Source organism: Stenotrophomonas sp. YJH_SMC_46, assembly GCF_059370315.1.
Map to the genome: position 1 here is coordinate 113,280 of NZ_JCAFTO010000006.1, position 23,612 is coordinate 136,891.

The window sequence follows — 23,612 nt, forward strand, 5'->3', positions numbered from 1 at the left end:
GTTGGCGAGGGGGCTGGACAGGCATGGCACAATGGAACATCCGATGGAAAACGGTGGCCTGATGTCCTACCTCGTCCTTGCCCGCAAGTGGCGTCCGAAGCGTTTTGCCGAGCTGGTGGGCCAGGAACACGTGGTCCGTGCGCTCAGCAACGCGTTGGACAGCGGCCGTGTCCACCACGCGTTCCTGTTCACCGGTACCCGCGGCGTGGGCAAGACCACCATCGCGCGCATCTTCGCCAAGTCGCTGAACTGCGAGCAGGGCACCAGCGCCGACCCGTGCGGCCAGTGCGCGGCCTGCCTGGACATCGACGCCGGCCGCTACATCGACCTGCTGGAAATCGATGCCGCGTCCAACACCGGCGTGGATGACGTGCGCGAGGTGATCGAGAACGCGCAGTACATGCCGTCGCGCGGCAAGTACAAGGTCTACCTGATCGACGAAGTGCACATGCTGTCCAAGGCGGCGTTCAATGCGCTGCTGAAGACGCTGGAAGAACCGCCGGAGCACGTGAAGTTCCTGCTGGCCACCACCGACCCGCAGAAGCTGCCGGTCACCGTGCTCAGCCGCTGCCTGCAGTTCAACCTCAAGCGCCTGGACGAGGATCAGATCCAGGGCCAGATGACGCGCATCCTGGCGGCAGAAGAGATCGAGGCAGACGGCAGTGCCATCGTACAGCTGGCCAAGGCCGCTGACGGCAGCCTGCGCGACGGCCTGTCGCTGCTGGACCAGGCGATCGCCTATGCCGGCGGCGCGCTGCGCGAGGACGTGGTGCGCACCATGCTGGGCACGGTCGATCGCACCCAGGTGGCGGCGATGCTCGATGCGCTGGCCGAGGGCGATGGGCCGCGCCTGCTGCAGGTGGTGGCCGCGCTGGCCGAATTCTCACCGGACTGGAGTGGCGTGCTGGAAGCGCTGGCCGAAGGCCTGCACCGCATCCAGGTGCAGCAGCTGGTACCGGGTGCGGCCGCTGCCGAAGGCCTGGACGCCGTCGCATTCGCCGAGCGCCTGCGCCCGGAAGTGGTGCAGCTCTGGTACCAGATGGCGCTGAATGGCCGCCGCGACCTGCCGTTGGCGCCGAGCCCGCGCGCAGGTTTCGAAATGGCCGTGCTGCGGATGCTGGCATTCCGCCCGGCCGTAGCAGTCCCGCCGGTACCGAAGTCGGTGGATGGTGCAGGCAATGCGCCGGGTGGCAATGCGGCCGGTGGTGGCACCGGTGCGGGTACCCACGAAGCGATGCCGGCGACTGCCGCCGCTTCGGCAAGCCCGGCCGTGGTGGCGCAGGTGGCCGCTCCGGTGCAGGCCGCGCCGCGCGAACCTGAACCCGAACCCGAGCCGGCCCCGCAACCCGAACCGGACCCGACGCCGGAGCCCGAGCCGGTTCCGGTGGAAGAGCCTGTGCAGCCGCCGCCGATGAAGGCCGAGGCCGCTCCACCGGCTGCTGAAGCGGAAGCGGGCGACGACCTGCCGCCGTGGGCCACCGACGAAACCGAGGCGCGTGACGAGGCGCTGGCGGCCGAGATGGCGGGGCCAGACGCCGCCATGGTCGCGCCCTGGCATGAGCCGCCGGCTCCCGTCGTGGCTCCCAGCGAGCCTGCACCGCCCGAGCGCCCGTTCCGCACTGAAGGCATTGCCATCGCGCCGGCCGAGCCCGCGCCAGTGCAGGGGACCGCGCCGCTGGAAGGTGTCAGCGACCTGGCCACGGCCGAGGACTGGCTGGATCTGGTTGCCAACAGCGGCCTCAGCGGCCCGTCGCGGCAGCTGGCGGCCAACGCTGCCTTCATCAGTTGCCAGCACGGGACCTTGAAACTGGGCCTTTCGCCCGGATTTGAGTACCTGCGCTCTGAGCGTGCGCTGGCCGCCCTGGGCGAGATGCTGGAGAAAGCCCTTGGCCAGGCCCCGAAGATCGTGGTCGAGACCGTGGAGATCGAGCACGTTCCGGCCGAGACCCTGCATCAGCGTGCCGACCGCCAGCGTAGTGAGCGGCAGCAGGTGGCAGAGGCTGTTTTCATGGACGATCCGGAGGTACAGGTGCTGATCCAGCAGCACGGTGCCCGGGTTGTTTCCGATTCCATCCGTTCTTTTGACGAGTAAGAGACTATGCGCGGCAACATCGCCCAACTGATGCAGCAGGCCCAGAAGATGCAGGAGAACCTGCAGAAGGCCCAGGAAGAAATCGCAAGGATCGAAGTGACCGGCAGTGCCGGTGGCGGCATGGTCAGCGTGACCCTGACCGGCGCCAAGGAATGCCGCAAGGTGCGCATCGACCCGTCGCTGACCAGCGACCCGGAGATGCTGGAAGACCTGATCGCCGCCGCCTTCAACGATGCTTCGAACAAGATCGATGCCGAGTCGAAGTCGAAGATGGGTTCGGCCACCGCTGGCATGCAGTTGCCGCCGGGCATGAAGCTGCCGTTCTGATTCTTGGCGGGGCGCCTGCTGCTGCAGGCGCCCGCTGCAACCCTCAGTCGAGCATGGCTCGACTCTACACGTAGCTGTCGAGCTTGCTCGACGCCATCAAAGCACACCGCCGTGTCCGCACCCCTGCTTGAACAATTGATCGACGCGCTGCGGGTGCTGCCTGGCGTGGGCCAGAAGACGGCGCAGCGCATGGCCTACCACCTGCTAGAGCGCGAGCGCGAAGGTGGCCAGCGCCTGGCCCAGATACTGGCGCTGGCGGTGGAGCGCATCGGCCACTGTGCGCAGTGCCGCGATTTCAGCGAAACCGAGCTGTGCCCGACCTGTGCCAACGGCAGCCGCGAGCGCAGCCAGCTGTGCGTAGTCGAATCGCCGGCCGACCGCCTGGCCATCGAAAACGCCACCGGCTTCCGCGGTGTCTACTTCGTGCTGCAGGGGCGACTGTCGCCGCTCGATGGCGTCGGCCCGCGCGAACTGGGCCTGGAGCAGCTGGAGCGACGGCTGGCCGAAGGCGAGGTGCAGGAGCTGATCATCGCCACCAGCGCCACTGTCGAGGGCGAGGCCACCGCGCATTACCTGGCGCAGCTGGCGCGCGCACGCAAGGTACAGCCCAGCCGCCTGGCGCAGGGCCTGCCGCTGGGCGGCGAGCTCGAATACGTTGATCGTGGCACGCTGTCGCACGCGTTCGGTACGCGCAGCGAATTCCGCGATTGAGCAACGGCCGGACGTGGCCGGGCGTGGGCGGCCTACAATGCGGGAGACATCTCCGCCGAGGCCGACCATGAGCAACGAAACCCTTTTCAGCAAGATCATCCGTCGTGAGATCCCGGCCACCATCGTCTACGAGGATGACGAGGTGCTGGGCTTCAAGGACATCGCACCGCAGGCGCCGGTGCATGTGCTGTTCATCCCGAAGAACGAGATCATTCCGACCCTGGATGACCTGCAGCCCTCGCAGGCGCACCTGATCGGCAAACTGGCCCTGGCCGCTGCCGAGTACGCGCGCCGCGAGGGCTTCGCGCAGGACGGCTACCGCATCGTGATGAACTGCCGTGAGCATGCCGGGCAGACCGTGTTCCATATCCATATGCACCTGCTGGCGGGGGCACCGCTGGGGCATTTCGGTGCGCCTGGGCGTTGAAGCCCCTGTCCACGCCATGCGTGGATGAAAAAGGCCGCCCGAGGGCGGCCTTTCCGTCATGCCTGTGCGGTGGCGGTCACCACCAGCCCCAGCGGCCATAGCCGCCCCAGTAAGGGCCCCACGGACCCGGACCCCACGGGCCATAGGGGTAGGGCACCACATCGACCTGGCGCTGTTCCGGCCACAGGTAGATGACATCGGCCGCCAGCTTCGGCAGGCGATAGTCGTACTCGCCGATGCGGGTGTTCTGGTAGCCGTCGATCTTGCCGATGAAGGTGACGTCACGACCGGCCTCGAACACCGCCGGGTCGTAGAAGCCGGCACGGCAGGCGATGAAGCGGCCGTCGCTGGCATCGGACGAGGTGGTGTTCGGGCGGCCACTGCCATTGAGCGGGCGCGAGATGATCTGGAAGCAGGTCTCGCCCTGGCCAGGCTTGGTTTCGATGATGCGACCGCCCCAACGGACCGGCGTGCCGACCTGCTGGGTAGCGACCGAGTCGCGAGGAGAGACCAGGCTGAACTGTCCCTGCAGCGGCTTCGGGGCCGTGGCGCAGGCCGACAGGGCCAGCGTGGCCACAGCGGTGAGGAGGAACTTGGTGTTCATGGGGAGGCTCCGGAAGTCGGGCGATGCCTGCGCAGGTCCCGCAATAATGAGGCGAGGTCGTTGCAAGTTCCAGCGTAGCGCGCGTCGGCGAAACGCTGGCTGAGCGCGAGCAGGGTCGGGTCGGGTCGCTGCCGGTGAACCCGCTGTGCCCAGTGCTGTGCGGTTTCGTGCGGTTCTCGGGCCAGGCCGAGGCGGGCGTAGCGTCGCCCGAGGCGATGCCAGGCGCGCAGCAGCGGGTCGCGTTCGCGCTCGCCGCGGGCCAGCAGCCAGGCCATCCACGCCAGTGCCAGCAGGGCGGCCACGACGAAGCCGGCGACCAGCTGCCCGGGACCCAGATCGTCCAGCCCGAAAGGCTTGAGCAGTTGCTGCTGGCGGCGCGCATCGAAGGACAGCACCAGATCGTTCCAGCCGCGGCGCAGCCAATCCCCCATCTGGCCCAGCTGCAGCCACCGCTGTCGCAGTGGTGTGTCCGTGCCGGCCTGCAGGCGGTCGTCCAGCGTGTCCAGGATGCGTTCCGGTGCCACGGCCGCCGTCGGGTCTACCCGTACCCAGCCGCGCTGCGGCAGCCACACCTCGGCCCAGGCGTGGGCATCCATCCGCCGCACCACCCAGTAGTCGCCGATGCGGTTGCGGGTGCCGCCGGCGAAACCGGTCACCACCCGCGCGGGTACACCCGCGTTGCGCATCAGCACCACGAAAGCCGAGCTGAAGTGTTCACAGAAGCCGGCCTTGTAGCCGAACAGGAACTCGTCGATCGGGTCGCGCCCCGCCGCCGGGGTATCCAGCGTGTACGAGAAATCCGTGGTGATCCACTGCAGCGCGCGGCGCACGATGGCCTCGTCATCACCGCCGGCGTCCTGTCGCCATTGCTGGGCCAGGGTGGCGGTGCGCGGGTTGAAGCCGGCCGGCAGCTGCAGCGTCGCGCGGCGCAGAAGGGGCGACAGCGTGCTGTCGAACTGCCGTGGAGGGGCCGAATGCAATCGCCAGCGGCTGAGCGAGGCCAGCGGGCGTTCGCTGCGCAGGCTCATGTCCGCATCCAGCATGCTGCCCGCAGGCGCACCGCTGGGCAGGTCCAGCGCCACAAGCTGGCGGCGGTCAGTCGGCTCGTAGTCGATCTGGTAATCCCAGCCCTGTGTACCGGCTTCAACCACCGCAGCAGGTCGCCGCGCGCTCGCAGGCTCGCGTGTCCAGCGCCGTCCATCGAAGGCGGTCAGTACAGGGCCGCGCCAGTAGCGCTGCGCCGGCTCGGGTGGGGCACCGAAGAACTGCACGCGCAACGCCGGGGTGTCGTCGGCCATCAGGTCCAGCCACTGGCCGGGTTCCATGCTGTCGGACAGCCCCGGTGTACCCACGGCGCGCTCGGGAACGCCCCACAGTGGCGTGGCAAGGCGCGGGAACAGCCAGAAGCAGGCCAATGCCAGCGGCAGGCCGATCGCCAGCAGGCGGCCGACACCACGCAGCTGCCCGTGCAACGGCAGGCGGCCAGCATGGCCTTCATCCTGGGCCAGGCGTTGCAGGGCGAGCAGTGCGCTGACCCCGGCCAGCGCGGCCAGTGCTGTTGTCAGCGGCCCCTGGTCGAGCAGGAATGCTGCAAAGGGCGAGAACAGCGCAAAGCCGAGCAGACTGCGGGCATCACGCAGGCTGCGCAGCTCGCTGGACTTGATCGCCAGCATCGCGGCCAGCAGCGCGCAACCGGTGTCGCGTCCTGGGCGCACCATGCCCATCTGCCAGACGATGGCGCCGAGCATGGCCAGCACCAGCAGCAGGCGCACCGGCATCGGCAGCACTGTCCGCCGCGACAGGGCGGCGGTGAAAATCGCCGCCAGCGCGATCACGCCCGCCAGCAGTGGCGGCAGCTGCAGCAGCAGCGGCAACAGAGCCAGCGCCGCGCTGGCCAGGGTCCAGTTGCGGGCGTTGCGGTCGAGCAGCTCCGGGGTCTCAGTCATGCGGCATCAGCGCCAGCGCGCGCAGGCACAGGTGGTGGTGGCTGGCGCCCTGTCCGGGCCCGAACGGCGGGTGTGCAGGCAGCAACAGGGTGTAGCGGCGGCCCTCGCGCTCGGCTACATCCACCCAGCGCGCCAATCGAGCGATGCGTGCTTCTTGGCCCAGCGGCGCCAATGCGCGCCAGTCGAGGACTACTTCGATGCCGACCGGTTTTTCGTACTCGCGCACCAGCAGGCTGTCGCGGCGTGCCGAGTGCTTCCACGAAATGCTGCGTGGCGCATCGCCCGCACGATAGGGCCGCAGCTGATGCAGTTCCTCACCGCTGGCGTGGGCACGGGTATGCAGCGGATCGCTGCCGCTCTCCGGCAGTGCAGGCGCCAGGGCTTCGGCCAGTGGGTAGACCAGCAGCGGTTGTTCCGGCCACACCCACGACCACGCCCGCACCAGGCCCAGGGGCTGGGTCGTGGACAGACGGATACGTGGAAGCTCCAGCCAGCCCCGGCGTTCGCTGGGAACCTCCAGTTCCACTTCACCACGGCCGTGTGCAGGCAGCGAGGTCCAGGCCTGGCTGTCGCCCAGCTGGAGATGAAGGCCGTGCCGCGCACGCGGATCCCGCAGAGAGAGGTCCACGCGCAGGCGCAAGGGTTGCCCGGCCGGTACCGGCTCGGCGGAGATCGCGTCGATCTGTACGCCGGACAACTGGAGATGCGCGGCAATGGCACTGGCGATTGCCGCTGCCGCCAGCAGCAGGGCCAGCAGCAGGGCGGGATTGTTGTTGTAGTTCAGCGCGCCCAGCAGCATGGCTGCCAGCAGGATTGCAACGAACAGGCCGAAGCGGGTGGGCAGCACATAGATGCGATGGCGATCCAGTCGTTTCGGCAAGGCTTCGGGCCTGCGCGGCCGAGCCAGCAGCTGCATGCGTGCCCAGCGTGTGGCCACGTTCAATCCACCGCGACGGTCTGCAGGATCGCGCGTGCCAATGCCGGCCCCGAACTGGATTCGGCTTCCGCCACCAACCGGTGGCCGGCCACGGCGACGAACAGCGTCTGCACGTCCTCCGGCACCACATGCGCGCGACCCAGCAGCAGTGCATGTGCTCTGGCTGCACGCAGCAGCGCCAGGCCGGCACGCGGCGACAGGCCGACGCGCACGCCTGCGTGCTGGCGGCTGCGGGTCAGCAGGGCCTGCACATAGTCGATCAGCGCGTCGCTGGCATGCACCTGGTTCACCGCGTCGCGCAACGTGCGCACCTGGGTGTCATCCAGCTTCGGCACGGCCCGCGCGATCAGGTCGCGGCGGTCGCTGCCACGCAGCAGCTCGCGCTCGGCCTGGGCGCTGGGATAGCCCATCGCCAGCCGCAGCAGGAAGCGATCCAGCTGTGAATCCGGCAGCGGGAAGGTGCCTGACAGGTCCACCGGGTTCTGTGTGGCGATGACGAAGAAGGGGTCCGGCAGCGGGTGCGTCTGCCCGTCCAGGGTGACCTGCTGCTCGGCCATGGCTTCCAGCAACGCGCTCTGCGTGCGCGGGGGGGCGCGATTGATCTCGTCGGCCAGCAGTACGTGGGTGAATACCGGGCCTGGGTGGAACTGGAACTGGCGGCTGCCGGCTTCATACACCGACACGCCCAGCACATCGGCGGGCAACAGGTCTGAGGTGAACTGCACGCGCTGGAAACTGAGGCCCAGGCTGCTGGCCAGCGCATGCGCCAGCGTGGTCTTGCCCAGGCCGGGCAGGTCTTCGATCAGCAGGTGGCCGCCGGACAGCAATGCGACGAAGGCCAGCCTGACTTCCGGCACCTTGCCCAGCACCAGTGCGTTGACCTGATCCTGTGCCTCCCGCAGGGCCTGACGCAATTGATCGGTTAGCATGCTGGGATTGGGGGACGAGGCTGGCATGATCGTCTCAGATCTGGAATCCACTCGATTATCCATAGAGCAATGCAAGGCGAACAGCGCGCACGGACGATATTTCTCTGGTTATGGACGCTGGTCACAGCGGCCAAGCTGATCGTTGCCGCGCGCCTGCCGCTGTTCGTCGACGAAGCGTTCTATTGGCAGGAAGGCCAGCATCTGGCCGCAGCCTATTCGGACCTGCCCGGGCTGACCGCGTGGCTGGCCCGGCTGGGCGTTGAGATCGGTGGCCATCACGTGCTCGCGTTGCGCCTGCCATTCCTGGCCATCGGTGCGCTGCTGCCGCTGCTGGTGGTGCGCACGGCCACGCGCTGGTTCGGCAACGTGGCCGGTTGGCAGGCGGGCAGCCTCACGCTGTTGATGCCGTTGTCGGCGACGCTGGGCCTGCTGGCGGTGCCGGACGTGCCGATGGCACTGGCGGCGGTGATCTGCCTGCATGCCGGCGCGCGCCTGCTGCACAACGTGGATGCCTCCTCGGCGATGAAGCTGGCGCTGGGCCTGTTGATCGGTGCGCTCAGCCATTACCGCTTCATCGGTGTCATCGGCGTGGGTTTCATTGCGCTGCTGGCATTGCCGCAGGGGCGGCGCATGCTGGCCGATCCGCGCGTATGGGTCGCGTTGGCGGTGGGCGTGCTGGCGTGGCTGCCACTGCTGGCGTGGAATGCGGACAACCACGATGCCGGGCTGAAATTCCAGGTGGTCGAGCGTCATCCCTGGGCCTTCGAATGGGGCGGGCTGTGGTTCCTGGTGATCCAGCCGATGCTGGTGACGCCGATCCTGTGCATGGCGATGTGGAAGGTGGCGCTGGCAGGAACCCGGAGCGGTGGCGGCGCGCGCGTGCAGTGGCGCTATTTCGGCCTGGTGGGCGGCGTATCCACGCTGGGCATTTTCGTGCTCGGCTTCTTTACTGACGTCGAGCGGATCAGTTTCCACTGGCCGCTGCCGGGTTACCTCGCACTGCTGGTGGCGGTGCCGGTGGTGCTCAACGGCTGGCCGCGCTGGCTGCGCCGCACCGGCTGGTGGTTGGCCGGTGCGGGCATGGTGCTGGCCTTCGGCTACTACCTGATGGCCTCCACGCCGGCACTGCGCGAGCAGATGGCCGGCAGCAAGTACTACCCGCGCAATTTCGCCGGCTGGCAACCCCTGGCGGTAGCGGTGCGCGAGGAGTTGCGGCAGATGCCGCAAGGGACACGCGTGCTGGCCGGCAACTTCAAGGTCGGCGCTGAACTGGGTTTCCAGCTGGGCAATGGCAACATCGAGGTGCTGCCGCATCCGCTCAATGACAAGCATGGCCGCACCGCACAGCTGGCACAGTGGGGCCTGCTGCATGAGGGCGAGCGCACGGCGCCGATGCTGCTGGTGCTGTCACCCAGCGACCAGCGCTATCGCGAACTGCTGGCGCGCTATCACGCCATCTGCGATCAGGTGGGGCCGCTGCCTGCGCCACGCGTGGTCAGCAGTGATCACGGATTCCAGCGCTTCCTGTTGTTCCGCCTGCCGGTGCAGCGCGCGCAAGGGCCGTGCGTGACGCCGGCGATGGCGTGGCTGGATGCGCCGTCCAACGGCGAGAAGGTGTCCGGCACGCTCGCGATCAAGGGCTGGGCGTTCAAGGATGGCGTCGGCCTGGCGCGGGTTGAAGTGCTGGTCGATGGCCGCTCCATCGGTGATGCCCGCTACGGGCGTGTGTTCGACGTGCGCCACACCTGGCCGGACAGTACCGATCCGCAGCATCCGGCGGTGGGCTTTGATGCCTCGCTGGATACCGCCACGCTCGCGCCGGGCAGGCATTGGCTGGGCCTGCGCCTGCACGGGCGCGACGGCAGCGTGGAGCAATGGCAGGAGCAAGCGTTCGAGGTCCGTTGAGGTCCGCTGGTCCTGTAGAGCCGAGCCGATGCTCCGCTGCTTCTGCTTCAGATGGCAGGCAGCCTCAAAAAAAACAGCCGGGCATGGGCTCGGCTCTACCGTTCACGGCACCGCGAAACCTGCCCTGCGCAGCAATCCGCATAGCGTGATCAGCGGCAGGCCGATCAGCGCGGTCGGGTCGCGGTTGTCGATGGCGTCGAACAGGCTGATGCCCAGGCCCTCGCATTTGAAGCTGCCGGCGCAGTCCAGCGGCTGTTCGGTGGCCACGTAGCGGGCGATCTCGTCCGGTTCCAGTGCGCGGAAGCGGACCTCGGTCAGATCGGTGGCCGTGAATGATGCTCCATCACGGCTGAGGCAGACGGCGGTATGGAAGTGCACGGTCTGCCCGGACATCGCCGCCAGCTGTGCGCAGGCGGCCTCGACCGTACCCGGTTTGCCCAGTGGCTGGCCGTTCAGGTCCGCGACCTGGTCCGAGCCGATCACCCACGCGCCGGGATGCCGGCACGCCACCTCGACCGCCTTGGTGGCGGCCAGGCGGGTGGCCAGGGCCAATGGCGCTTCGTTGTTCAACGGGGTTTCATCCACCTCAGGGCGCGCGCAGTCGAAGGGCAGGCCCAGCCGCTGCAGCAGTTCACGGCGGTAGCGGGACGTGGAGGCCAGGACCAGTGACATGCGACAATACCGGGGCAGGGCGAAGCAGTCTGGCCCGTCTGCAGCGCCAGCGGCAAGTCCTGTATGGCGGGCATTTGACAGCCGCCGCTCCGATCCTTAGTATTCAGCGGCTTATGTCCGCGAACGTGCCCGAAACGCTGGATGCCTGGCGGATGGTTGTAGCGCGAAGGCGCTTCGACGGTCAGGTCTCCCTGGCTGAATTGACCCGCCTGCAGGGGTTGGTCGCAGATACCGACGGCGAGTGCGTCTACTCGCTTGAATTCGGTCGCGACGACGTCTTGCGGGTATCCTATGTGGAACTGACCATCGACACCGCGTTGCCGCTGACCTGTCAGCGCAGCATGCAGCGATTCCTGTTGCCGGTGAAGGTGACCCAGAGGCTTGGCCTGATCCGCGACGAGGACGAGGAATCGTCCCTGCCGGAGGAATACGAGGCGTTGCTGGTGCCGGAAGATGGCCAGCTGAAGCCGCTGGATCTGGTCGAGGACGAGCTGGTGCTGGCGGTGCCGGTGGTACCGCTGTCGCCCGACGGTGAAGCAGTCGACAAGGACTGGGCGCCGAGCGAAGAAGAAACAAAGAAGGCCAACCCGTTTGCGGCGTTGGCGGCATTGAAGAAACAATAGCAGCCGGTTGTCGTCGGCGGCTGCGGCGAAAGCGAAAAGTGTGCTGGGCGCTGGCGTCCTGTGCGACGAAACGACGAAGCAAAACGAACCGAGTTTGGAGCAATCCCATGGCTGTCCAGAAATCCCGTGTTACCCCGTCCCGCCGCGGCCAGCGCCGTTCGCATGACGCCCTGAGCGCCAAGCAGCTGTCGACCGACCCGACCACCGGCGAAGTGCATCTGCGTCACCACATCACTGCCGATGGTTTCTACCGCGGCAAGAAGGTCATCCAGACCAAGACCTCGGCCGTCGAAGAAGATTGATGTGCCGGGAAGGCCGCTGCCTCCGGGCAGCGGCCTTTGCCTTCTTTCCCGGGCGTGCCGGTGATCGGCGGCCCGCGCAACAGGAAACATGATGAGCAAGCGGATCTACTCGAGGATCGCGGGCACCGGCAGCTATTTGCCGGAAAAAGTCCTGACCAACGCCGACCTGGAAAAAATGGTCGAAACCTCGGACGAGTGGATCCAGTCGCGCACCGGCATTCGTGAACGGCACATCGCGGCCGAAGGCGAAACCACCAGCGACCTTGGCTACAACGCCGCCCTGCGCGCGCTGGAAGCCGCAGGCATCGACGCTTCGCAGCTCGACATGATCGTGGTCGGTACGACCACGCCTGACCTTATTTTCCCGTCCACCGCGTGCCTGATCCAGGCCAAGCTCGGTGTGGCCGGGTGCCCCGCCTTCGACGTCAACGCAGCCTGCTCGGGCTTCGTGTTCGCGCTGGGCGTGGCCGATAAATTCATCCGTTCCGGTGACTGCAAGCACGTGCTGGTGATCGGCACCGAAACGCTGACCCGCATGGTCGACTGGAACGATCGCACCACCTGCGTACTGTTCGGCGATGGCGCTGGCGCCGTCGTGCTCAAGGCCGACGAAGAGACCGGCATCCTCAGCACCCACCTGCATGCAGACGGCAGCAAGAAGGAACTGCTGTGGAACCCGGTCGGCGTCTCGAGCGGTTTCAAGGACGGCGCCAACGGTGGCGGCACCATCAACATGAAGGGCAACGACGTGTTCAAGTACGCCGTCAAGGCGCTGGACTCGGTCGTGGACGAGACCCTGGCCGCCAACGGCCTGGACAAGTCCGACCTGGATTGGCTGATTCCGCACCAGGCCAACCTGCGCATCATCGAAGCCACCGCCAAGCGCCTGGAGATGTCGATGGACCAGGTGGTGGTGACTGTCGACAAGCATGGCAATACCTCGTCCGGCTCGGTGCCGCTGGCGCTCGACGCCGCCGTGCGTTCGGGCAAGGTCGAGCGCGGCCAGCTGCTGCTGCTGGAGGCCTTCGGTGGTGGCTTCACGTGGGGTTCGGCTCTGTTGCGCTATTGATAGTGCAAGTTACGACAATGTGAAGCTTTGTCGTTGCGGCCCTCCGGGGCCGTAACGCGTTTAAGGAGGACCTGTCATGGTTGAGCCCATCGTCATCGAAGGGCAACGTGCCTGGCTGAAGCAGTACGGCAAGGGAAGCCGGGCGCTGGCCCTTGGCCTGCTCAATTTTGTTGCCCGTCGTTTCCACCTCGATGCCCTTCGTCCTCCTCCGCACCGTGGCGGCGACGCCGCACGCGAAACCGAGGCCCGCCGCCTTGCAGAACTGCAGGCGCAAGGTGTGAACGTGCCTGACGTGCTGGGCACCGGCCATGCCGCGCTCGTAATCGGCGACAACGGCAGCTCGTTCAATACCTGCCTGCGCCAGGCCGACGAGGCCGGTCGTGATCGGCTGGTCATGGCGGCGATGCAGGCCATTGCCGAAGCGCATGCGCGCGGCGCCTATTTCGGCCAGCCGTTGCCGCGCAACCTCACCTGGGATGGCGACAAGGTCGGTTTCATCGACTTCGAGGAAGATCCACTGGAAGTGATGGACCTGTCCGAAGCCCAGGCCCGCGACTGGCTGATGTTCGGCTATGGCGTGGCCAAGTACTATGCCGACCGCCCCGAGCACCTGCAGGCGATGATGGCCGAGGCGATGGGCGGTGCCCAGGCACCGGTGCGCGAGCACGTGCATGCGGTCAGTGGCCGCCTGCGCAGCCTGGCCCGGGTCTGCATGAAGCTGGGCCGTTCAGCGCGCGCGCTGGCCCATTCCATTTTCATCACCCATGGCGCCAGTACTGCGGGCGTGCTGATGCTGGTGGGGCTGTGCGTGGATTTCCTCGCCGACGGCGATCTGGACGTCCTGCAGCTGTTCTGCTGATCGTCGGCCGGGGTCAGATCCCATTTCCGGTGGAAAAGGGATCTGACCCTGTCATTGCTCCATACGCCTGCATACGCGCACGTACAGACGACACAGCGGATTCCCCCTTATCATGGCCCGCTTCGATTGCAACAAGCGGATGACCGCGTGACCGTATCCACCCTCGCTTTTGTCTTCCCCGGCCAGGGCTCGCAGTCTGTGGGCATGCTGGCCGAGCTGGCCGAACTGCACCCGCAGGTGCGTGAAGCCTTCACCGAGGCATCCGATGGTGCCGGTGTCGACCTGTGGGCGTTGTCCCAGGGCGGCCCGGAGGAAATGCTCAACCGTACCGAATACACCCAGCCGGCCCTGCTGGCCGCCAGCATCGGCGTGTGGCGCGCCTGGAACGCCGTGGGCGGTCCGCGCCCGTCGGTGCTGTCCGGCCACAGTCTGGGCGAGTACACCGCCCTGGTCGCCGCCGGCGCGCTGAGCCTGCATGACGGTGCGCACCTGGTGCGCCTGCGTGGCCAGCTGATGCAGGAAGCGGCACCGGCCGGTGTCGGGGCCATGGCCGCCGTGCTCGGTGCCGAAGACCAGCTGGTGCTGGACGTCTGCGCCGAAGCCGCAGGCAGCCAGGTGGTGGTGCCGGCCAACTTCAATTCGCCGGGCCAGATCGTGATCGGTGGCGACGCCGATGCGGTCGACCGTGCACTGGCGCTGCTGGCCGAGAAGGGCGTGCGCAAGGCGGTCAAGCTGGCTGTCAGCGTGCCCTCGCACACCCCGCTCATGCGCGAAGCCGCCAACCGCCTGGCCGAAGTGATGGCCGGCCTGTCCTGGCAGGCGCCGCAGCTGCCGGTGGTGCAGAACGTCGATGCCCAGGTGCACGACGGCGTGGACGCCATCCGCACCGCGCTGGTCCAGCAGCTGTACCAGCCGGTGCAGTGGACCGGTTGCGTGCAGGCGCTGGCCGCCCGCGGCATCACCCAGATCGCCGAGTGCGGCCCAGGCAAGGTGCTGACCGGCCTGGTCAAGCGCATCGACAAGGCCATCGACGGCCGTCCGCTGGCCACGCCGGGCGACTTCGAAGCCGCCCGCGAGGCATGGTCGGCCTGACCTTCCCTGTTCCTGCCGGCCGTACCGGTGGCCGCTGCAAGCGGCACGGTGCGGCGGCCGCTCCCGTCTGAGGAAAACATCATGAGCAAGCCCCTACAGGGTGAAATCGCACTGGTCACCGGTGCCAGCCGTGGCATTGGCGCCGCCATCGCCGATCTGCTGGCCGCCCAGGGCGCCACCGTCATCGGCACCGCCACCACCGAATCCGGCGCTGCCGCGATCGGCGAACGCCTGGCTGCCCACGGCGGTCACGGCCGCGCGCTGAACGTCACCGATGCCGCCGCGCTGGACAGCGTGCTCGATGGCATCGCCAAGGAATTCGGCCCGATCTCGATCCTGGTCAACAATGCCGGCATCACCCGCGACAACCTGCTGATGCGCATGAAGGACGAGGACTGGGCGTCGATCATCGACACCAACCTGACCAGCGTGTTCCGCACCAGCAAGGCGGTGATGCGCGGCATGATGAAGGCACGCAAGGGCCGCATCATCAACATCGCATCGGTGGTGGGCGTGACCGGCAACGCCGGCCAGGCCAACTACGCCGCGGCCAAGGCGGGCATCATCGGCTTCAGCAAGTCGCTGGCCAAGGAAATCGGTTCGCGCGGCGTCACCGTCAATGTTGTCGCACCTGGCTTCATCGACACCGACATGACCAAGGCGTTGCCGGAAGAAGCGCGCACCGCGCTGATCAACGACATCGCCCTCGAACGCCTGGGATCGCCGGAAGACATCGCCCATGCGGTGGCCTTCCTGGCCAGCCCGGCTGCCGGTTACATCACCGGCGAAACCCTCCATGTGAACGGCGGCATGTACATGCCGTAAGCAAGGGGCGCAGGGATTGCGCCGCAAGTGGTTGATCTGCGGGGGTTTTTGCTGCAATGCAAGGCCGCGCCGGTTTCCACTACACTATCCCACGGCCATCGCCCTTGATGGCGACCACTTTTGAACCACAACTCCATCTGGAGCGAGATCCCATGAGCACCATCGAAGAACGCGTCAAGAAAATCGTCGTCGAACAGCTTGGCGTCAAGGAAGAAGAAGTCACCAACAGCGCATCGTTCGTCGATGACCTGGGCGCTGACTCGCTGGACACCGTCGAGCTGGTGATGGCCCTGGAAGAAGAATTCGAGTGCGAGATCCCGGACGAAGAAGCCGAGAAGATCAGCACCGTGCAGGCCGCCATCGACTACATCAAGGCCCACGTCAAGGCCTGATGTCAGACGGCAGTGCGCGCGCGGGCTCACGCTCGCCGCGCACCGCACCCCATGGGGCCGCAGTTGCGGCCCCGTGTGTTTGGGCATCACACCGAAGCAAACCGTGTTACCCGATTGAACCTTCGGGTCAGGAGAATCAGCAATGAAGCGTCGCGTCGTCGTAACCGGCCTGGGTATCGTCTCGCCGTTGGGCAATGATCTGGCCAGCAGCTGGGAAGGCATCACCCACGGTCGTTCGGGCATCGGTCCGCTGACCAACATTTCTGATGCCTACCTGGATCGGTTCACCACCAAGATTGCAGGTGAGGTCAAGGGCTTTGACATCACCGCCGACAACGAACTGTTCGGCAAATTCCGGGTCAGCGGCAAGGATGCCAAGAAGATGGACCCGTTCATCCATTACGGCCTCGGTGCCTCGTTCATGGCCCTGCACGACTCGGGCCTGGAGATCACCGACGCCAATGCCGAGCGCATCGGCGCCATCGTCGGCGCCGGCATCGGCGGCCTGCTCGGCATCGAAGAGCAGACCATCGAGTTCCACGAGGGCAAGAAGATCTCGCCCTTCTACGTGCCCAAGACCATCATCAACATGCTGCCGGGCCAGCTGAGCATCATCACCGGCCTGAAGGGCCCGTCGTTCTCGGCAGTTTCGGCGTGCGCGACCTCGAACCATTCGATCGGTACCGCGATGCGCATGATCCAGTACGGCGACGCCGACGTGATGGTGGTCGGCGGTGCCGAACGTGGCTCCTCGCCGACCGCACTGGGTGGCTTCTGCGCAATGAAGGCCATGAGCACCCGCAATGACGCCCCGGAACAGGCTTCGCGCCCGTGGGACAAGGACCGTGACGGCTTCGTGCTGGGCGACGGCGCCGGCATCCTGATCCTGGAAGAGTACGAGCACGCCAAGGCGCGTGGCGCAAAGATCTACTGTGAACTGGCCGGCTTCGGCGCCAGCTCCGACGCGTACCACATGACCGCACCGAGCGAGAACGGCGAAGGCGCCGCGCGCTGCATGGTCATGGCCATGAAGGACGCGGGCGTGACCCCGGAACAGGTGGGTTACCTCAACGCGCACGGCACCTCCACGCCGCTGGGCGACCTGGGCGAGACCATGGCCATGAAGACCGCCTTCGGCGACCACGCCTACAAGATGATGGTCAGCTCCACCAAGTCGATGACCGGCCACCTGCTGGGCGCTGCTGGCGGCGTGGAAGCGATCTTCTCGGTGATGGCGCTGCAGGACAACGTCATTCCGCCGACCATCAACCTGCAGCAGCCGGGCGAAGGCTGCGACCTGGACTACGTGCCCAACGAAGCACGCCAGGCCAAGGTCGACGTGGTGATGTCCAATGGCTTCGGCTTCGGCGGCACCAACGGCACGCTGATCTTCAAGCGCGTCTGACCGAGTTGTAGCGTCGGGCCATGCTCGATGCCGCGTTCTACGGAGCCGCCGCAAGGCGGCTTCCGTGCATCTGAACCCCCGACCTGGCCGCCATGACCCACGCACCGCTGATCCACCCGCTGCCGCACCCGATCGATCTGCTGGCCCTGCAGCAGCATGACCCGGCGCGCTTCCCGCTGCTGATGGAATCCACTGCCTCGGGCACCGCCCAGGGCCGCTGGAGCCTGCTGCTGGCCACGCAGGGCGAGGGCCTGCGGCTGGACGCCGATGGCCAGGTGCGCGACTTGCAGGGTGCCGTGCAGCCCGGCACGTTCCTGCAGGCGCTGGATCGCGCCTGGCAGCACGAACGTCTGCCGCACGACGGCAGCCACAGCCTGCCGTTCCGTGGCGGCTGGGCGCTGATGCTGGACTACGAAGTGGCCAGCCAGATCGAACCGGTGCTGCCGGCGCGCGCGCGCGAGGACGGCCGCCCGACCGCGCTGGCGCTGCGCTGCCCGGCCGCGGTGCTGCACGACCACCAGAACGACGCCAGCTTCGTCATCGCCGAAGCCGGTGAGCAGACCCTGCTGGAGGCGCTGATGACCTTGGCGTCGCAGGCATTGCCGGAGGCCGGGCAGGGCTGGCAGCCGCCGCAGTCGGTCGGCGAGGATGCGCCACAGCGCTTCACCGATGGCGTGCGCCGGGTGATCGACTACCTGCGTGCCGGCGATGTGTTCCAGGTGAACCTGTCGCGGCGCTGGAGCGCGCAGTTCGCCGCGCCGGTCAGCCCGCAAGCGTTGTATGCGCAGCTGCGCCGTGCCAACCCCGCACCGTTCGCCGGGTTGTTCAGCGCGCACGGCCGCCACGTGGTCAGTTCCTCGCCGGAACGGCTGGTGTCGGTGCATGCCGGCCACGCGCAGACGCGTCCTATTGCCGGCACGCGTCCGCGCTTCGAGGGCGACGATGATGCCGCGCGCATCCAGGAACTGGTCGGCCACCCCAAGGAGCGTGCCGAGCACGTGATGCTGATCGACCTGGAGCGCAACGACCTGGGCCGTATCTGCCTGCCCGGTACCGTGGTGGTCGATGAGCTGATGACCGTGGAGAGCTACGCGCATGTGCACCACATCGTCAGCAACGTCAGCGGCCACCTGCGCCCGGAGGTCACGCCCGGCGAGGTGATCGCCGCCACGTTCCCGGGCGGCACCATCACCGGCTGCCCCAAGGTGCGCTGCATGCAGATCATCAGCGAGCTGGAGCAGGTGCCGCGTGGTGCCTACACCGGCGCGTTCGGCTGGCTGAACCGCGATGGCGACCTGGACCTGAACATCCTGATCCGCACCGCCGAAGTGGACGGCCAGGAGGTGAGCTTCCGCACCGGCGCCGGCATCGTGGTCGATTCGGACCCGGACAAGGAACTGGACGAGACCCGCGCCAAGGCCCGCGGCCTGCTGCGCGCGCTGGGCCAGCAGGGCTAGGCGTGCACCGGTAGTGCCGGCCGCTGGCCGGCAACCTCATTCATCCACGATCCACGCGATTGCCGGCCAGCGGCCGGCACTACCGTACCGGTGGGTGCCAGTGTTGTGGTGGGTGCCGACCGTTGGTCGGCACGCAGGCGCGACTCCGGTCATGACCCCAATCCACCGGCACGGTATCCTGCACGACGGAATCGAGTTCAGAGGTAGTCCATGGCGGGAGCCAAGCGCGGGTGTCTGTTCGTGGTAACGCTGGTGGTGGTGCTGGCCGCCGTCGTGGCCGGCGCGGGCGCGTGGTTCTTCTACCAGCAGACCCGGTTCGCCGATGCCCCGATCACCCCGACCGCCGAGAGCGTGGTCATCGCCAGCGGCGATGGCATGAACAGCGTGCTGCGCAAGCTGCGCGATGCCGGCGTGGACGAGGGCCAGGACACCCAGTGGCAACTGCTGGCGCGCCAGCTCGATGCGGCCGGCAAGCTGAAGGTGGGCGAGTACGCGCTCAGTGGCGAGCTGACCCCGCGCGAGCTGTTGCTGCGCATGCGCGCCGGCAAGGTGTTGCAGCACCGCGTCACCATTGTCGAGGGCTGGAACATCCGCCAGCTGCGTGCTGCACTCAAGCGCGCCGAGCCGCTGCTGCACACCACCGATACCCTGGATGACGCCGCGTTGATGCAGCGCCTCGGCTTCGGTGGCCAGCACCCGGAAGGCCGCTTCCTGCCGGAGACCTACGTCTACCAGCGCGGCGACAGTGATCTGGACGTGCTCAAGCGCGCCCACGCCGCAATGGAAAAGGCGCTGGACGAAGCCTGGGAAAGCCGCGCGCCGGACCTGCCGATCAACACGCCCTACGAACTGCTGACGCTGGCGTCGATCATCGAGAAGGAAACCGCGCTGGCCAGCGAGCGCCCGCAGATCGCCGGCGTGTTCATGCGCCGCCTGAAGATCGGCATGCGCCTGCAGACCGACCCGACCGTGATCTACGGCATCGGTGCTGCGTATGACGGCAACATCCGCCGCCGCGACCTGACCACCGATACGCCGTACAACACCTATACCCGTGCGGGCCTGACCCCGACCCCGATCGCCATGCCCAGTCGCGACGCGCTGATGGCCGCCGCGCAGCCGGCCGCCGGTGACGCGCTGTACTTCGTCGCCGTGGGCGACGGCAGCGGCGCGCACGTGTTCTCGCCCAGCCTGGAGCAGCACAACGCCGCCGTAGCCCGCTACCTGCAGCAGCTGCGCCAGCAACGTACCCAGGAGATCCCGGCGCAATGAGTCCCGCGCTGCTTCGTCACCCGCGTTTCGTCAGCCTGGAAGGCGGCGAGGGCGCGGGGAAGACCACCGCCATCAATGCCATCCGTGACTGCCTGCGCAGCCACGGCCACGAGGTGGTGCTGACCCGCGAGCCGGGCGGTACGCCACTGGCCGAGCGCATCCGCGGCCTGGTGCTGAAGCCTGATGCCGAGATCGCTGCCGAGCCGCTCAGCGCCGAAGCCGAGTTGCTGCTGGTGTTCGCCGCACGCGCCCAGCATGTGCGCCAGGTGATCCGGCCGGCGCTGCAGCGCGGTGCCTACGTGCTGAGCGATCGCTTCACCGATTCCAGCTACGCCTACCAGGGCGGCGGCCGTGGCCTGGATCCGCAGTGGATTGCCGACCTGGAGCGCCGCGCGGTCGGCCTGCTGCCGGGCCTGACCCTGCTGCTGGATGTGGATGTGGCGGTGGGCCGCGCCCGCGCGAATGGCCGTGACCTGTGGCCGGACCGCATCGAGAGCGAGCAGGACGATTTCTTCCAGCGCGTGCGCGCCGTGTTCCGCAGCCGCGCACAGCAGGACCCGCAGCGCTTCGCGCTGATTGACGCCGGCCAGGTGCAGGAACGCGTGGCCGCCGATGTGGTCGCACGTATCGAGCGTTGGCTGCAGGACGGGGAGGGCGCATGAGCACGTTTTCGCCGTGGCAGCAGCGCGCGTTCGACCAGACCGTGGCCGCGCTCGACGCCGGTCGCCTCGGTCATGGCCTGCTGATCTGCGGCCCGGCCGGGCTGGGCAAGCGCGAGGTGGCGCTGGCGCTGGCCGACCACGTGCTGGCGCAGGGTGATGCAACGCACGCCACGCGCACGCGCCAGCTGATCGCCGCCGGCACCCATCCGGACCTGCAGCTGGTCAGCTTCATTCCGAACAAGAGCGGCGACAAGCTGCGTACCGAGATCGTCATCGAGCAGGTGCGCGAGATCACCGACAAGCTGGCGCTGACCCCGCAGTACGGCGTGGCGCAGGTGGTGATCGTCGATCCGGCCGATGCGATCAACCGCTCGGCGGCCAATGCGCTGCTGAAGACGCTGGAGGAGCCGCAGCCCGGCCGCTACCTGTGGCTGATCAGCAGCGACCCGGCACGCCTGCCACAGACCATCCGCAGCCGCTGCCAGCGCCTGGAGTTCAAGCTGCCGCCCCAGCACGATGCACTGGCCTGGCTGCAGCAGCAGGGCCACAGTGAAGCATCGGCGCGCGAAGCGCTGGAGGCCGCCCGCGGCCATCCCGGCCAGGCCGACAACTGGCTGCGCGAAGACGGCCTGAGCCTGCGCCGCGAAGTCGGTCGAGATCTGGAACAGCTGGCCGCCGGCAAGACCGGTGCGGTGGAACTGGCGCAGAAGTGGTGCGGCGATGAAAACGCGGCATTGCGCCTACGCTTTGCCGCCGACCTGGCGCTGGCCCAGGCCAGCACCGATGCCTTGACCACGCCGGAGCGATTGCACAAGCTTGCAGCCTGGTTCGATGCGGCCAACCGCACCCGCGACCTGCTGCGCACCACGGTGCGTGCAGACCTTGCGGTGGTCGAGTTGCTGCTGGCCTGGAACAAGGTGAACGAGCGGCCTGCCGCAAGGGGAAATCGATGAGTGCCAGCAACGCCCGCCAGGGCATCCTGTCCCTGGCCGTGAAGGACAAGGCCGCGCTCTACAGCGCGTACATGCCGTTCGTGAAGAATGGCGGCATCTTCGTGCCCACACCCAAGCGCTATTTCCTGGGCGACGAGGTGTTCCTGCTGCTGACCCTGCCCGATTCCAGCGAGCGCCTGCCGGTGGCCGGCAAGGTGATCTGGGTGACCCCGGCCGGCGCGCAGGGCAACCGCACCGCCGGCATCGGCGTGCAGCTGGCCGACGGTGCCGAAGGCGAGGGCGTGCGCCACAAGATCGAAACCCTGCTGGCGGGCCTGACCGGTTCGGATAAGCCGACCCATACGATGTGAGGCGGTGCGGCGCGGTCCTGTAGAGCCGAGCCATGCTCGGCTCCTGTTGCCCGAAGACACCCGTGAACACGAATGTGAAAAACTGTTGACGGCCTCTGAAAAGCCCCTATAATGAGCGGCTCAGCAACACACCGGGCGGTTAGCTCAGCGGTAGAGCATTGCCTTCACACGGCAAGGGTCACAGGTTCGATCCCTGTACCGCCCACCATGTTGCAGAACGAAAGAAGCCTCCAGAAATGGGGGCTTTTTTGTTACCAGCGATCCAGCAAGATCAGCTGGAAGCACACGCCCTTTCAGCCGTGCCGCTCCAGCAACTCGCGCGCGATCATCGCCGTGGCATCCAGCAGGTCATGGCCGCTACCCGCCTGCACCACCACCGCCAATAGGCTACGGCCCACCTCGGCATTGCCGCTGGTCAGTTCCATCTCGCCCTCAAAGCACAGATCGGCCAACCATTCATGGGCCTGCTGCAGCCCGCGCTTGCGGACGCGGCGGAACTCCGCGAGCAGCTTCGCCTGGCCGGCCTCACGCTCGCCATCGGCAAGCAGGCCGATGGCTCCGCCGTGCGCTGCGCGCCAGAGGGCCGGTAGCGGGCGACCGTTCGCGTCCACCACGTCCGGCGAGAACTGCGCGCAGTACATTTCGTAGCGTTTGCCCGCTGTGCTGCGGGGCACGATGCCGGCTTCGGCCAGCAGGCGTTCGGCTTCATCCAGTGTGCTGAACTTCAGGCGCAGCAGTGCAGGGCGGCTCAGCTGTTGTGCCAGCGCGTGCTGGTTGGCAGCGAACCAGACGTTCCAGCCCACGGTTGCGCGGCCTTCCAGTGCGGCCTTGAAGTATTCCAGGTGTTCGGCGTCCATTGCAGTCTCCTGCGCTCCCTGCGCGATTGTAGCGGGAGCATATCCGGGCCGGTCAGGCGTCGCCGCCGGAGAGGCAATGATGCGCCTCGCGCACCAGTTGTCGTGCGGCCACGATCAGTCCGTCGATATGGAAGGCGCCCAACTGTTCGTCCGGGCCGCCTTCGTTGCGCGCATGGTCGGCGGCCTGCAGCAGATCGAGTACTGCGCTGAGCCCAGACATCGAGCGGCGCAGGGAGGCGTGGTTGCTGGCACCGAGAGTGAGGCTGTTGCACGGCTGTCCGTCATCACCGTCGGCATGGTTGATCGCATTGAGACGGGCGAAGAACGTGGCCGACTGCGCCGGCAGGTTCTGTTCGTTCAGTGCGCACTCGATCTCGCGTGCGAGGTCTTCGGGCACATCGGCGGCGACGTCGCCGATCAGGGTATGCAGGCGGGAATGGACGGCGGTGTGGTTGGTCATGGCGAAACCCTCACTGGCATAGGACCACCTTCCGGAGTGAAGGTGGCGGACGGTGCGGGTTGGCGTACCAAGGCAAACGAACTCCCATCGAGAAGAAGGCCTGGCGGATCTGTCGATCCCCACGCACCGGCCGCCATGGAGGCAATCGATACATTTTCTCTGCTGCGGCGCAAACCGCAGCGATGGGTGTTCATTCGTTTATTCGAGACGCCAATCCCGGCCAAGGCGTCTTGCCTCGGCATGGCGATCTTCAAGCCGGGCAATCACATCGGTCTGTAAGGGAAATTCTCAACTGTCCCTAGGCAGGCCAGACGTTTCCCGTTGTGTGTCGTCCGACACCTGCAAGTAGTGCGGCCCATCACTGATGGCGCGCATCGCCGCCCCTGCCGACCGTGCACGAGACGACTCCAGAGCGGCGCCGCCACGGCAATCGCGTCACCCCGCGCGGCGGACGCGGGACCATGCCACGCGTGGAGCCAGAGGG

25 protein-coding genes and 1 tRNA gene are annotated in these 23,612 nt (G+C 67.3%); 19 read left to right on the forward strand and 7 right to left on the reverse strand.

Annotation, left to right across the window (positions count from 1 at the left end; translation table 11 throughout):
- Positions 1-43: 43 nt before the first annotated feature.
- The 4 genes from dnaX to AC5P8C_RS18095 all read left to right on the forward strand — a co-directional run bounded on the left by dnaX (position 44) and on the right by AC5P8C_RS18095 (position 3,557).
- Positions 44-2,092 carry a DNA polymerase III subunit gamma/tau gene (gene dnaX, locus AC5P8C_RS18080; RefSeq protein ID WP_134734705.1) on the forward strand — a complete coding sequence of 683 codons (2,049 nt, stop codon included), beginning with the start codon at positions 44-46 and terminating at the stop codon, positions 2,090-2,092.
- 6 nt (positions 2,093-2,098) lie between these two features.
- Positions 2,099-2,419 (forward strand): YbaB/EbfC family nucleoid-associated protein, encoded by a 321-nt coding sequence (locus tag AC5P8C_RS18085; protein WP_019659509.1) that lies wholly within the window; start codon positions 2,099-2,101, stop codon positions 2,417-2,419.
- A gap of 111 nt (positions 2,420-2,530) precedes the next feature.
- Positions 2,531-3,130, forward strand: a complete 600-nt coding sequence (gene recR / locus AC5P8C_RS18090) for a recombination mediator RecR (RefSeq protein WP_019659508.1) — start codon at positions 2,531-2,533, stop codon at positions 3,128-3,130.
- A 67-nt stretch (positions 3,131-3,197) separates the two neighbouring features.
- Positions 3,198-3,557: a histidine triad nucleotide-binding protein gene (locus tag AC5P8C_RS18095; RefSeq protein WP_005408300.1), complete on the forward strand. Its 360-nt coding sequence runs from the start codon at positions 3,198-3,200 to the stop codon at positions 3,555-3,557.
- A gap of 76 nt (positions 3,558-3,633) precedes the next feature.
- On the opposite strand, the gene AC5P8C_RS18100 is transcribed toward AC5P8C_RS18095, so the two are convergent.
- The 4 genes from AC5P8C_RS18100 to AC5P8C_RS18115 are packed head-to-tail and all read right to left on the reverse strand — an operon-like array spanning position 3,634 to position 8,000.
- Positions 3,634-4,161, reverse strand: coding sequence for a Slp family lipoprotein (locus tag AC5P8C_RS18100; protein ID WP_019659507.1), 528 nt, complete (start codon positions 4,159-4,161; stop codon positions 3,634-3,636).
- On the reverse strand, positions 4,158-6,107 hold the full coding sequence (locus AC5P8C_RS18105; RefSeq protein WP_262214649.1) for a transglutaminase TgpA family protein: 1,950 nt from the start codon (positions 6,105-6,107) through the stop codon (positions 4,158-4,160). The genes AC5P8C_RS18100 and AC5P8C_RS18105 overlap by 4 nt, the downstream gene beginning before the upstream one ends.
- Positions 6,100-7,023, reverse strand: a complete 924-nt coding sequence (locus tag AC5P8C_RS18110; RefSeq protein WP_032955142.1) for a DUF58 domain-containing protein — start codon at positions 7,021-7,023, stop codon at positions 6,100-6,102. Before AC5P8C_RS18110 ends, AC5P8C_RS18105 begins: the two co-directional genes overlap by 8 nt.
- A gap of 23 nt (positions 7,024-7,046) precedes the next feature.
- Positions 7,047-8,000, reverse strand: coding sequence for an AAA family ATPase (locus AC5P8C_RS18115; RefSeq protein ID WP_019659504.1), 954 nt, complete (start codon positions 7,998-8,000; stop codon positions 7,047-7,049).
- A gap of 42 nt (positions 8,001-8,042) precedes the next feature.
- Between AC5P8C_RS18115 and AC5P8C_RS18120 the strand changes: the two genes are divergently transcribed.
- Entirely contained in the window at positions 8,043-9,878 is a 1,836-nt protein-coding gene (locus AC5P8C_RS18120) for a glycosyltransferase family 39 protein (RefSeq protein ID WP_019659503.1), read from the forward strand.
- Between the two features lie 102 nt (positions 9,879-9,980).
- Here AC5P8C_RS18120 and AC5P8C_RS18125 read toward each other — a convergent pair whose 3' ends face one another.
- Entirely contained in the window at positions 9,981-10,550 is a 570-nt protein-coding gene (locus tag AC5P8C_RS18125) for a Maf family protein (protein WP_019659502.1), read from the reverse strand.
- 113 nt (positions 10,551-10,663) lie between these two features.
- On the opposite strand from AC5P8C_RS18125, the gene AC5P8C_RS18130 reads away from it, so the two are divergent.
- The 14 genes from AC5P8C_RS18130 (at position 10,664) to AC5P8C_RS18195 (ending at position 22,019) form a co-directional block, all read left to right on the forward strand.
- Positions 10,664-11,173: a YceD family protein gene (locus AC5P8C_RS18130; protein WP_019659501.1), complete on the forward strand. Its 510-nt coding sequence runs from the start codon at positions 10,664-10,666 to the stop codon at positions 11,171-11,173.
- A gap of 107 nt (positions 11,174-11,280) precedes the next feature.
- Positions 11,281-11,475, forward strand: coding sequence for a 50S ribosomal protein L32 (gene rpmF / locus AC5P8C_RS18135; protein ID WP_005408308.1), 195 nt, complete (start codon positions 11,281-11,283; stop codon positions 11,473-11,475).
- A 91-nt stretch (positions 11,476-11,566) separates the two neighbouring features.
- On the forward strand, positions 11,567-12,544 hold the full coding sequence (locus AC5P8C_RS18140; protein ID WP_019659500.1) for a beta-ketoacyl-ACP synthase III: 978 nt from the start codon (positions 11,567-11,569) through the stop codon (positions 12,542-12,544).
- A 76-nt stretch (positions 12,545-12,620) separates the two neighbouring features.
- Positions 12,621-13,403 carry a BUD32 family EKC/KEOPS complex subunit gene (locus AC5P8C_RS18145; protein ID WP_019659499.1) on the forward strand — a complete coding sequence of 261 codons (783 nt, stop codon included), beginning with the start codon at positions 12,621-12,623 and terminating at the stop codon, positions 13,401-13,403.
- A 147-nt stretch (positions 13,404-13,550) separates the two neighbouring features.
- Complete coding sequence (fabD, locus tag AC5P8C_RS18150; protein ID WP_019659498.1) at positions 13,551-14,495, forward strand: ACP S-malonyltransferase; 945 nt, start codon at positions 13,551-13,553, stop codon at positions 14,493-14,495.
- Between the two features lie 81 nt (positions 14,496-14,576).
- The gene (fabG, locus tag AC5P8C_RS18155; protein ID WP_005408312.1) at positions 14,577-15,320 is read left to right on the forward strand and encodes a 3-oxoacyl-ACP reductase FabG; all 744 of its coding nucleotides are present in this window, start codon (positions 14,577-14,579) and stop codon (positions 15,318-15,320) included.
- Between the two features lie 152 nt (positions 15,321-15,472).
- Entirely contained in the window at positions 15,473-15,712 is a 240-nt protein-coding gene (gene acpP / locus AC5P8C_RS18160; protein ID WP_005415509.1) for an acyl carrier protein, read from the forward strand.
- Between the two features lie 142 nt (positions 15,713-15,854).
- Positions 15,855-17,117: a beta-ketoacyl-ACP synthase II gene (fabF, locus tag AC5P8C_RS18165; protein WP_019659496.1), complete on the forward strand. Its 1,263-nt coding sequence runs from the start codon at positions 15,855-15,857 to the stop codon at positions 17,115-17,117.
- Positions 17,118-17,209: 92 nt separating this feature from the next.
- The gene (locus tag AC5P8C_RS18170; RefSeq protein ID WP_019659495.1) at positions 17,210-18,574 is read left to right on the forward strand and encodes an aminodeoxychorismate synthase component I; all 1,365 of its coding nucleotides are present in this window, start codon (positions 17,210-17,212) and stop codon (positions 18,572-18,574) included.
- A gap of 210 nt (positions 18,575-18,784) precedes the next feature.
- A complete protein-coding gene (mltG, locus tag AC5P8C_RS18175) occupies positions 18,785-19,846 on the forward strand; it encodes an endolytic transglycosylase MltG (protein WP_019659494.1) in 1,062 nt (353 codons plus the stop codon).
- Positions 19,843-20,508: a dTMP kinase gene (tmk, locus tag AC5P8C_RS18180; RefSeq protein WP_019659493.1), complete on the forward strand. Its 666-nt coding sequence runs from the start codon at positions 19,843-19,845 to the stop codon at positions 20,506-20,508. The genes mltG and tmk overlap by 4 nt, the downstream gene beginning before the upstream one ends.
- Positions 20,505-21,461, forward strand: coding sequence for a DNA polymerase III subunit delta' (locus AC5P8C_RS18185; protein ID WP_019659492.1), 957 nt, complete (start codon positions 20,505-20,507; stop codon positions 21,459-21,461). The genes tmk and AC5P8C_RS18185 overlap by 4 nt, the downstream gene beginning before the upstream one ends.
- Complete coding sequence (locus AC5P8C_RS18190; RefSeq protein ID WP_005412452.1) at positions 21,458-21,811, forward strand: PilZ domain-containing protein; 354 nt, start codon at positions 21,458-21,460, stop codon at positions 21,809-21,811. Before AC5P8C_RS18185 ends, AC5P8C_RS18190 begins: the two co-directional genes overlap by 4 nt.
- Before the next feature lie 133 nt (positions 21,812-21,944).
- Positions 21,945-22,019: transfer RNA gene (locus AC5P8C_RS18195), tRNA-Val, on the forward strand.
- An 85-nt stretch (positions 22,020-22,104) separates the two neighbouring features.
- Here AC5P8C_RS18195 and AC5P8C_RS18200 read toward each other — a convergent pair.
- Positions 22,105-22,668, reverse strand: coding sequence for a hypothetical protein (locus AC5P8C_RS18200; RefSeq protein ID WP_019659491.1), 564 nt, complete (start codon positions 22,666-22,668; stop codon positions 22,105-22,107).
- 52 nt (positions 22,669-22,720) lie between these two features.
- On the reverse strand, positions 22,721-23,128 hold the full coding sequence (locus AC5P8C_RS18205) for a hypothetical protein (protein WP_019659490.1): 408 nt from the start codon (positions 23,126-23,128) through the stop codon (positions 22,721-22,723).
- Positions 23,129-23,612 lie beyond the last annotated feature (484 nt).

What these genes read in the sequence shown, in the direction of transcription:
- AC5P8C_RS18115 (WP_019659504.1), bottom strand. Translation starts at nt 8,000, where the DNA reads ATGCCAGCCTCGTCCCCCAATCCCAGCATGCTAACCGATCAATTGCGT.
- AC5P8C_RS18120 (WP_019659503.1), top strand. Translation starts at nt 8,043, where the DNA reads ATGCAAGGCGAACAGCGCGCACGGACGATATTTCTCTGGTTATGGACG.
- AC5P8C_RS18190 (WP_005412452.1), top strand. Translation starts at nt 21,458, where the DNA reads ATGAGTGCCAGCAACGCCCGCCAGGGCATCCTGTCCCTGGCCGTGAAG.
- tmk (WP_019659493.1), top strand. Translation starts at nt 19,843, where the DNA reads ATGAGTCCCGCGCTGCTTCGTCACCCGCGTTTCGTCAGCCTGGAAGGC.
- rpmF (WP_005408308.1), top strand. Translation starts at nt 11,281, where the DNA reads ATGGCTGTCCAGAAATCCCGTGTTACCCCGTCCCGCCGCGGCCAGCGC.
- AC5P8C_RS18110 (WP_032955142.1), bottom strand. Translation starts at nt 7,023, where the DNA reads ATGCAGCTGCTGGCTCGGCCGCGCAGGCCCGAAGCCTTGCCGAAACGA.
- AC5P8C_RS18085 (WP_019659509.1), top strand. Translation starts at nt 2,099, where the DNA reads ATGCGCGGCAACATCGCCCAACTGATGCAGCAGGCCCAGAAGATGCAG.
- AC5P8C_RS18170 (WP_019659495.1), top strand. Translation starts at nt 17,210, where the DNA reads ATGACCCACGCACCGCTGATCCACCCGCTGCCGCACCCGATCGATCTG.
- AC5P8C_RS18100 (WP_019659507.1), bottom strand. Translation starts at nt 4,161, where the DNA reads ATGAACACCAAGTTCCTCCTCACCGCTGTGGCCACGCTGGCCCTGTCG.
- AC5P8C_RS18105 (WP_262214649.1), bottom strand. Translation starts at nt 6,107, where the DNA reads ATGACTGAGACCCCGGAGCTGCTCGACCGCAACGCCCGCAACTGGACC.
- AC5P8C_RS18125 (WP_019659502.1), bottom strand. Translation starts at nt 10,550, where the DNA reads ATGTCACTGGTCCTGGCCTCCACGTCCCGCTACCGCCGTGAACTGCTG.
- AC5P8C_RS18095 (WP_005408300.1), top strand. Translation starts at nt 3,198, where the DNA reads ATGAGCAACGAAACCCTTTTCAGCAAGATCATCCGTCGTGAGATCCCG.
- AC5P8C_RS18200 (WP_019659491.1), bottom strand. Translation starts at nt 22,668, where the DNA reads ATGGACGCCGAACACCTGGAATACTTCAAGGCCGCACTGGAAGGCCGC.
- dnaX (WP_134734705.1), top strand. Translation starts at nt 44, where the DNA reads ATGGAAAACGGTGGCCTGATGTCCTACCTCGTCCTTGCCCGCAAGTGG.
- fabG (WP_005408312.1), top strand. Translation starts at nt 14,577, where the DNA reads ATGAGCAAGCCCCTACAGGGTGAAATCGCACTGGTCACCGGTGCCAGC.
- fabF (WP_019659496.1), top strand. Translation starts at nt 15,855, where the DNA reads ATGAAGCGTCGCGTCGTCGTAACCGGCCTGGGTATCGTCTCGCCGTTG.
- AC5P8C_RS18130 (WP_019659501.1), top strand. Translation starts at nt 10,664, where the DNA reads ATGTCCGCGAACGTGCCCGAAACGCTGGATGCCTGGCGGATGGTTGTA.
- acpP (WP_005415509.1), top strand. Translation starts at nt 15,473, where the DNA reads ATGAGCACCATCGAAGAACGCGTCAAGAAAATCGTCGTCGAACAGCTT.
- AC5P8C_RS18145 (WP_019659499.1), top strand. Translation starts at nt 12,621, where the DNA reads ATGGTTGAGCCCATCGTCATCGAAGGGCAACGTGCCTGGCTGAAGCAG.
- mltG (WP_019659494.1), top strand. Translation starts at nt 18,785, where the DNA reads ATGGCGGGAGCCAAGCGCGGGTGTCTGTTCGTGGTAACGCTGGTGGTG.
- AC5P8C_RS18205 (WP_019659490.1), bottom strand. Translation starts at nt 23,128, where the DNA reads ATGACCAACCACACCGCCGTCCATTCCCGCCTGCATACCCTGATCGGC.
- AC5P8C_RS18185 (WP_019659492.1), top strand. Translation starts at nt 20,505, where the DNA reads ATGAGCACGTTTTCGCCGTGGCAGCAGCGCGCGTTCGACCAGACCGTG.
- AC5P8C_RS18140 (WP_019659500.1), top strand. Translation starts at nt 11,567, where the DNA reads ATGAGCAAGCGGATCTACTCGAGGATCGCGGGCACCGGCAGCTATTTG.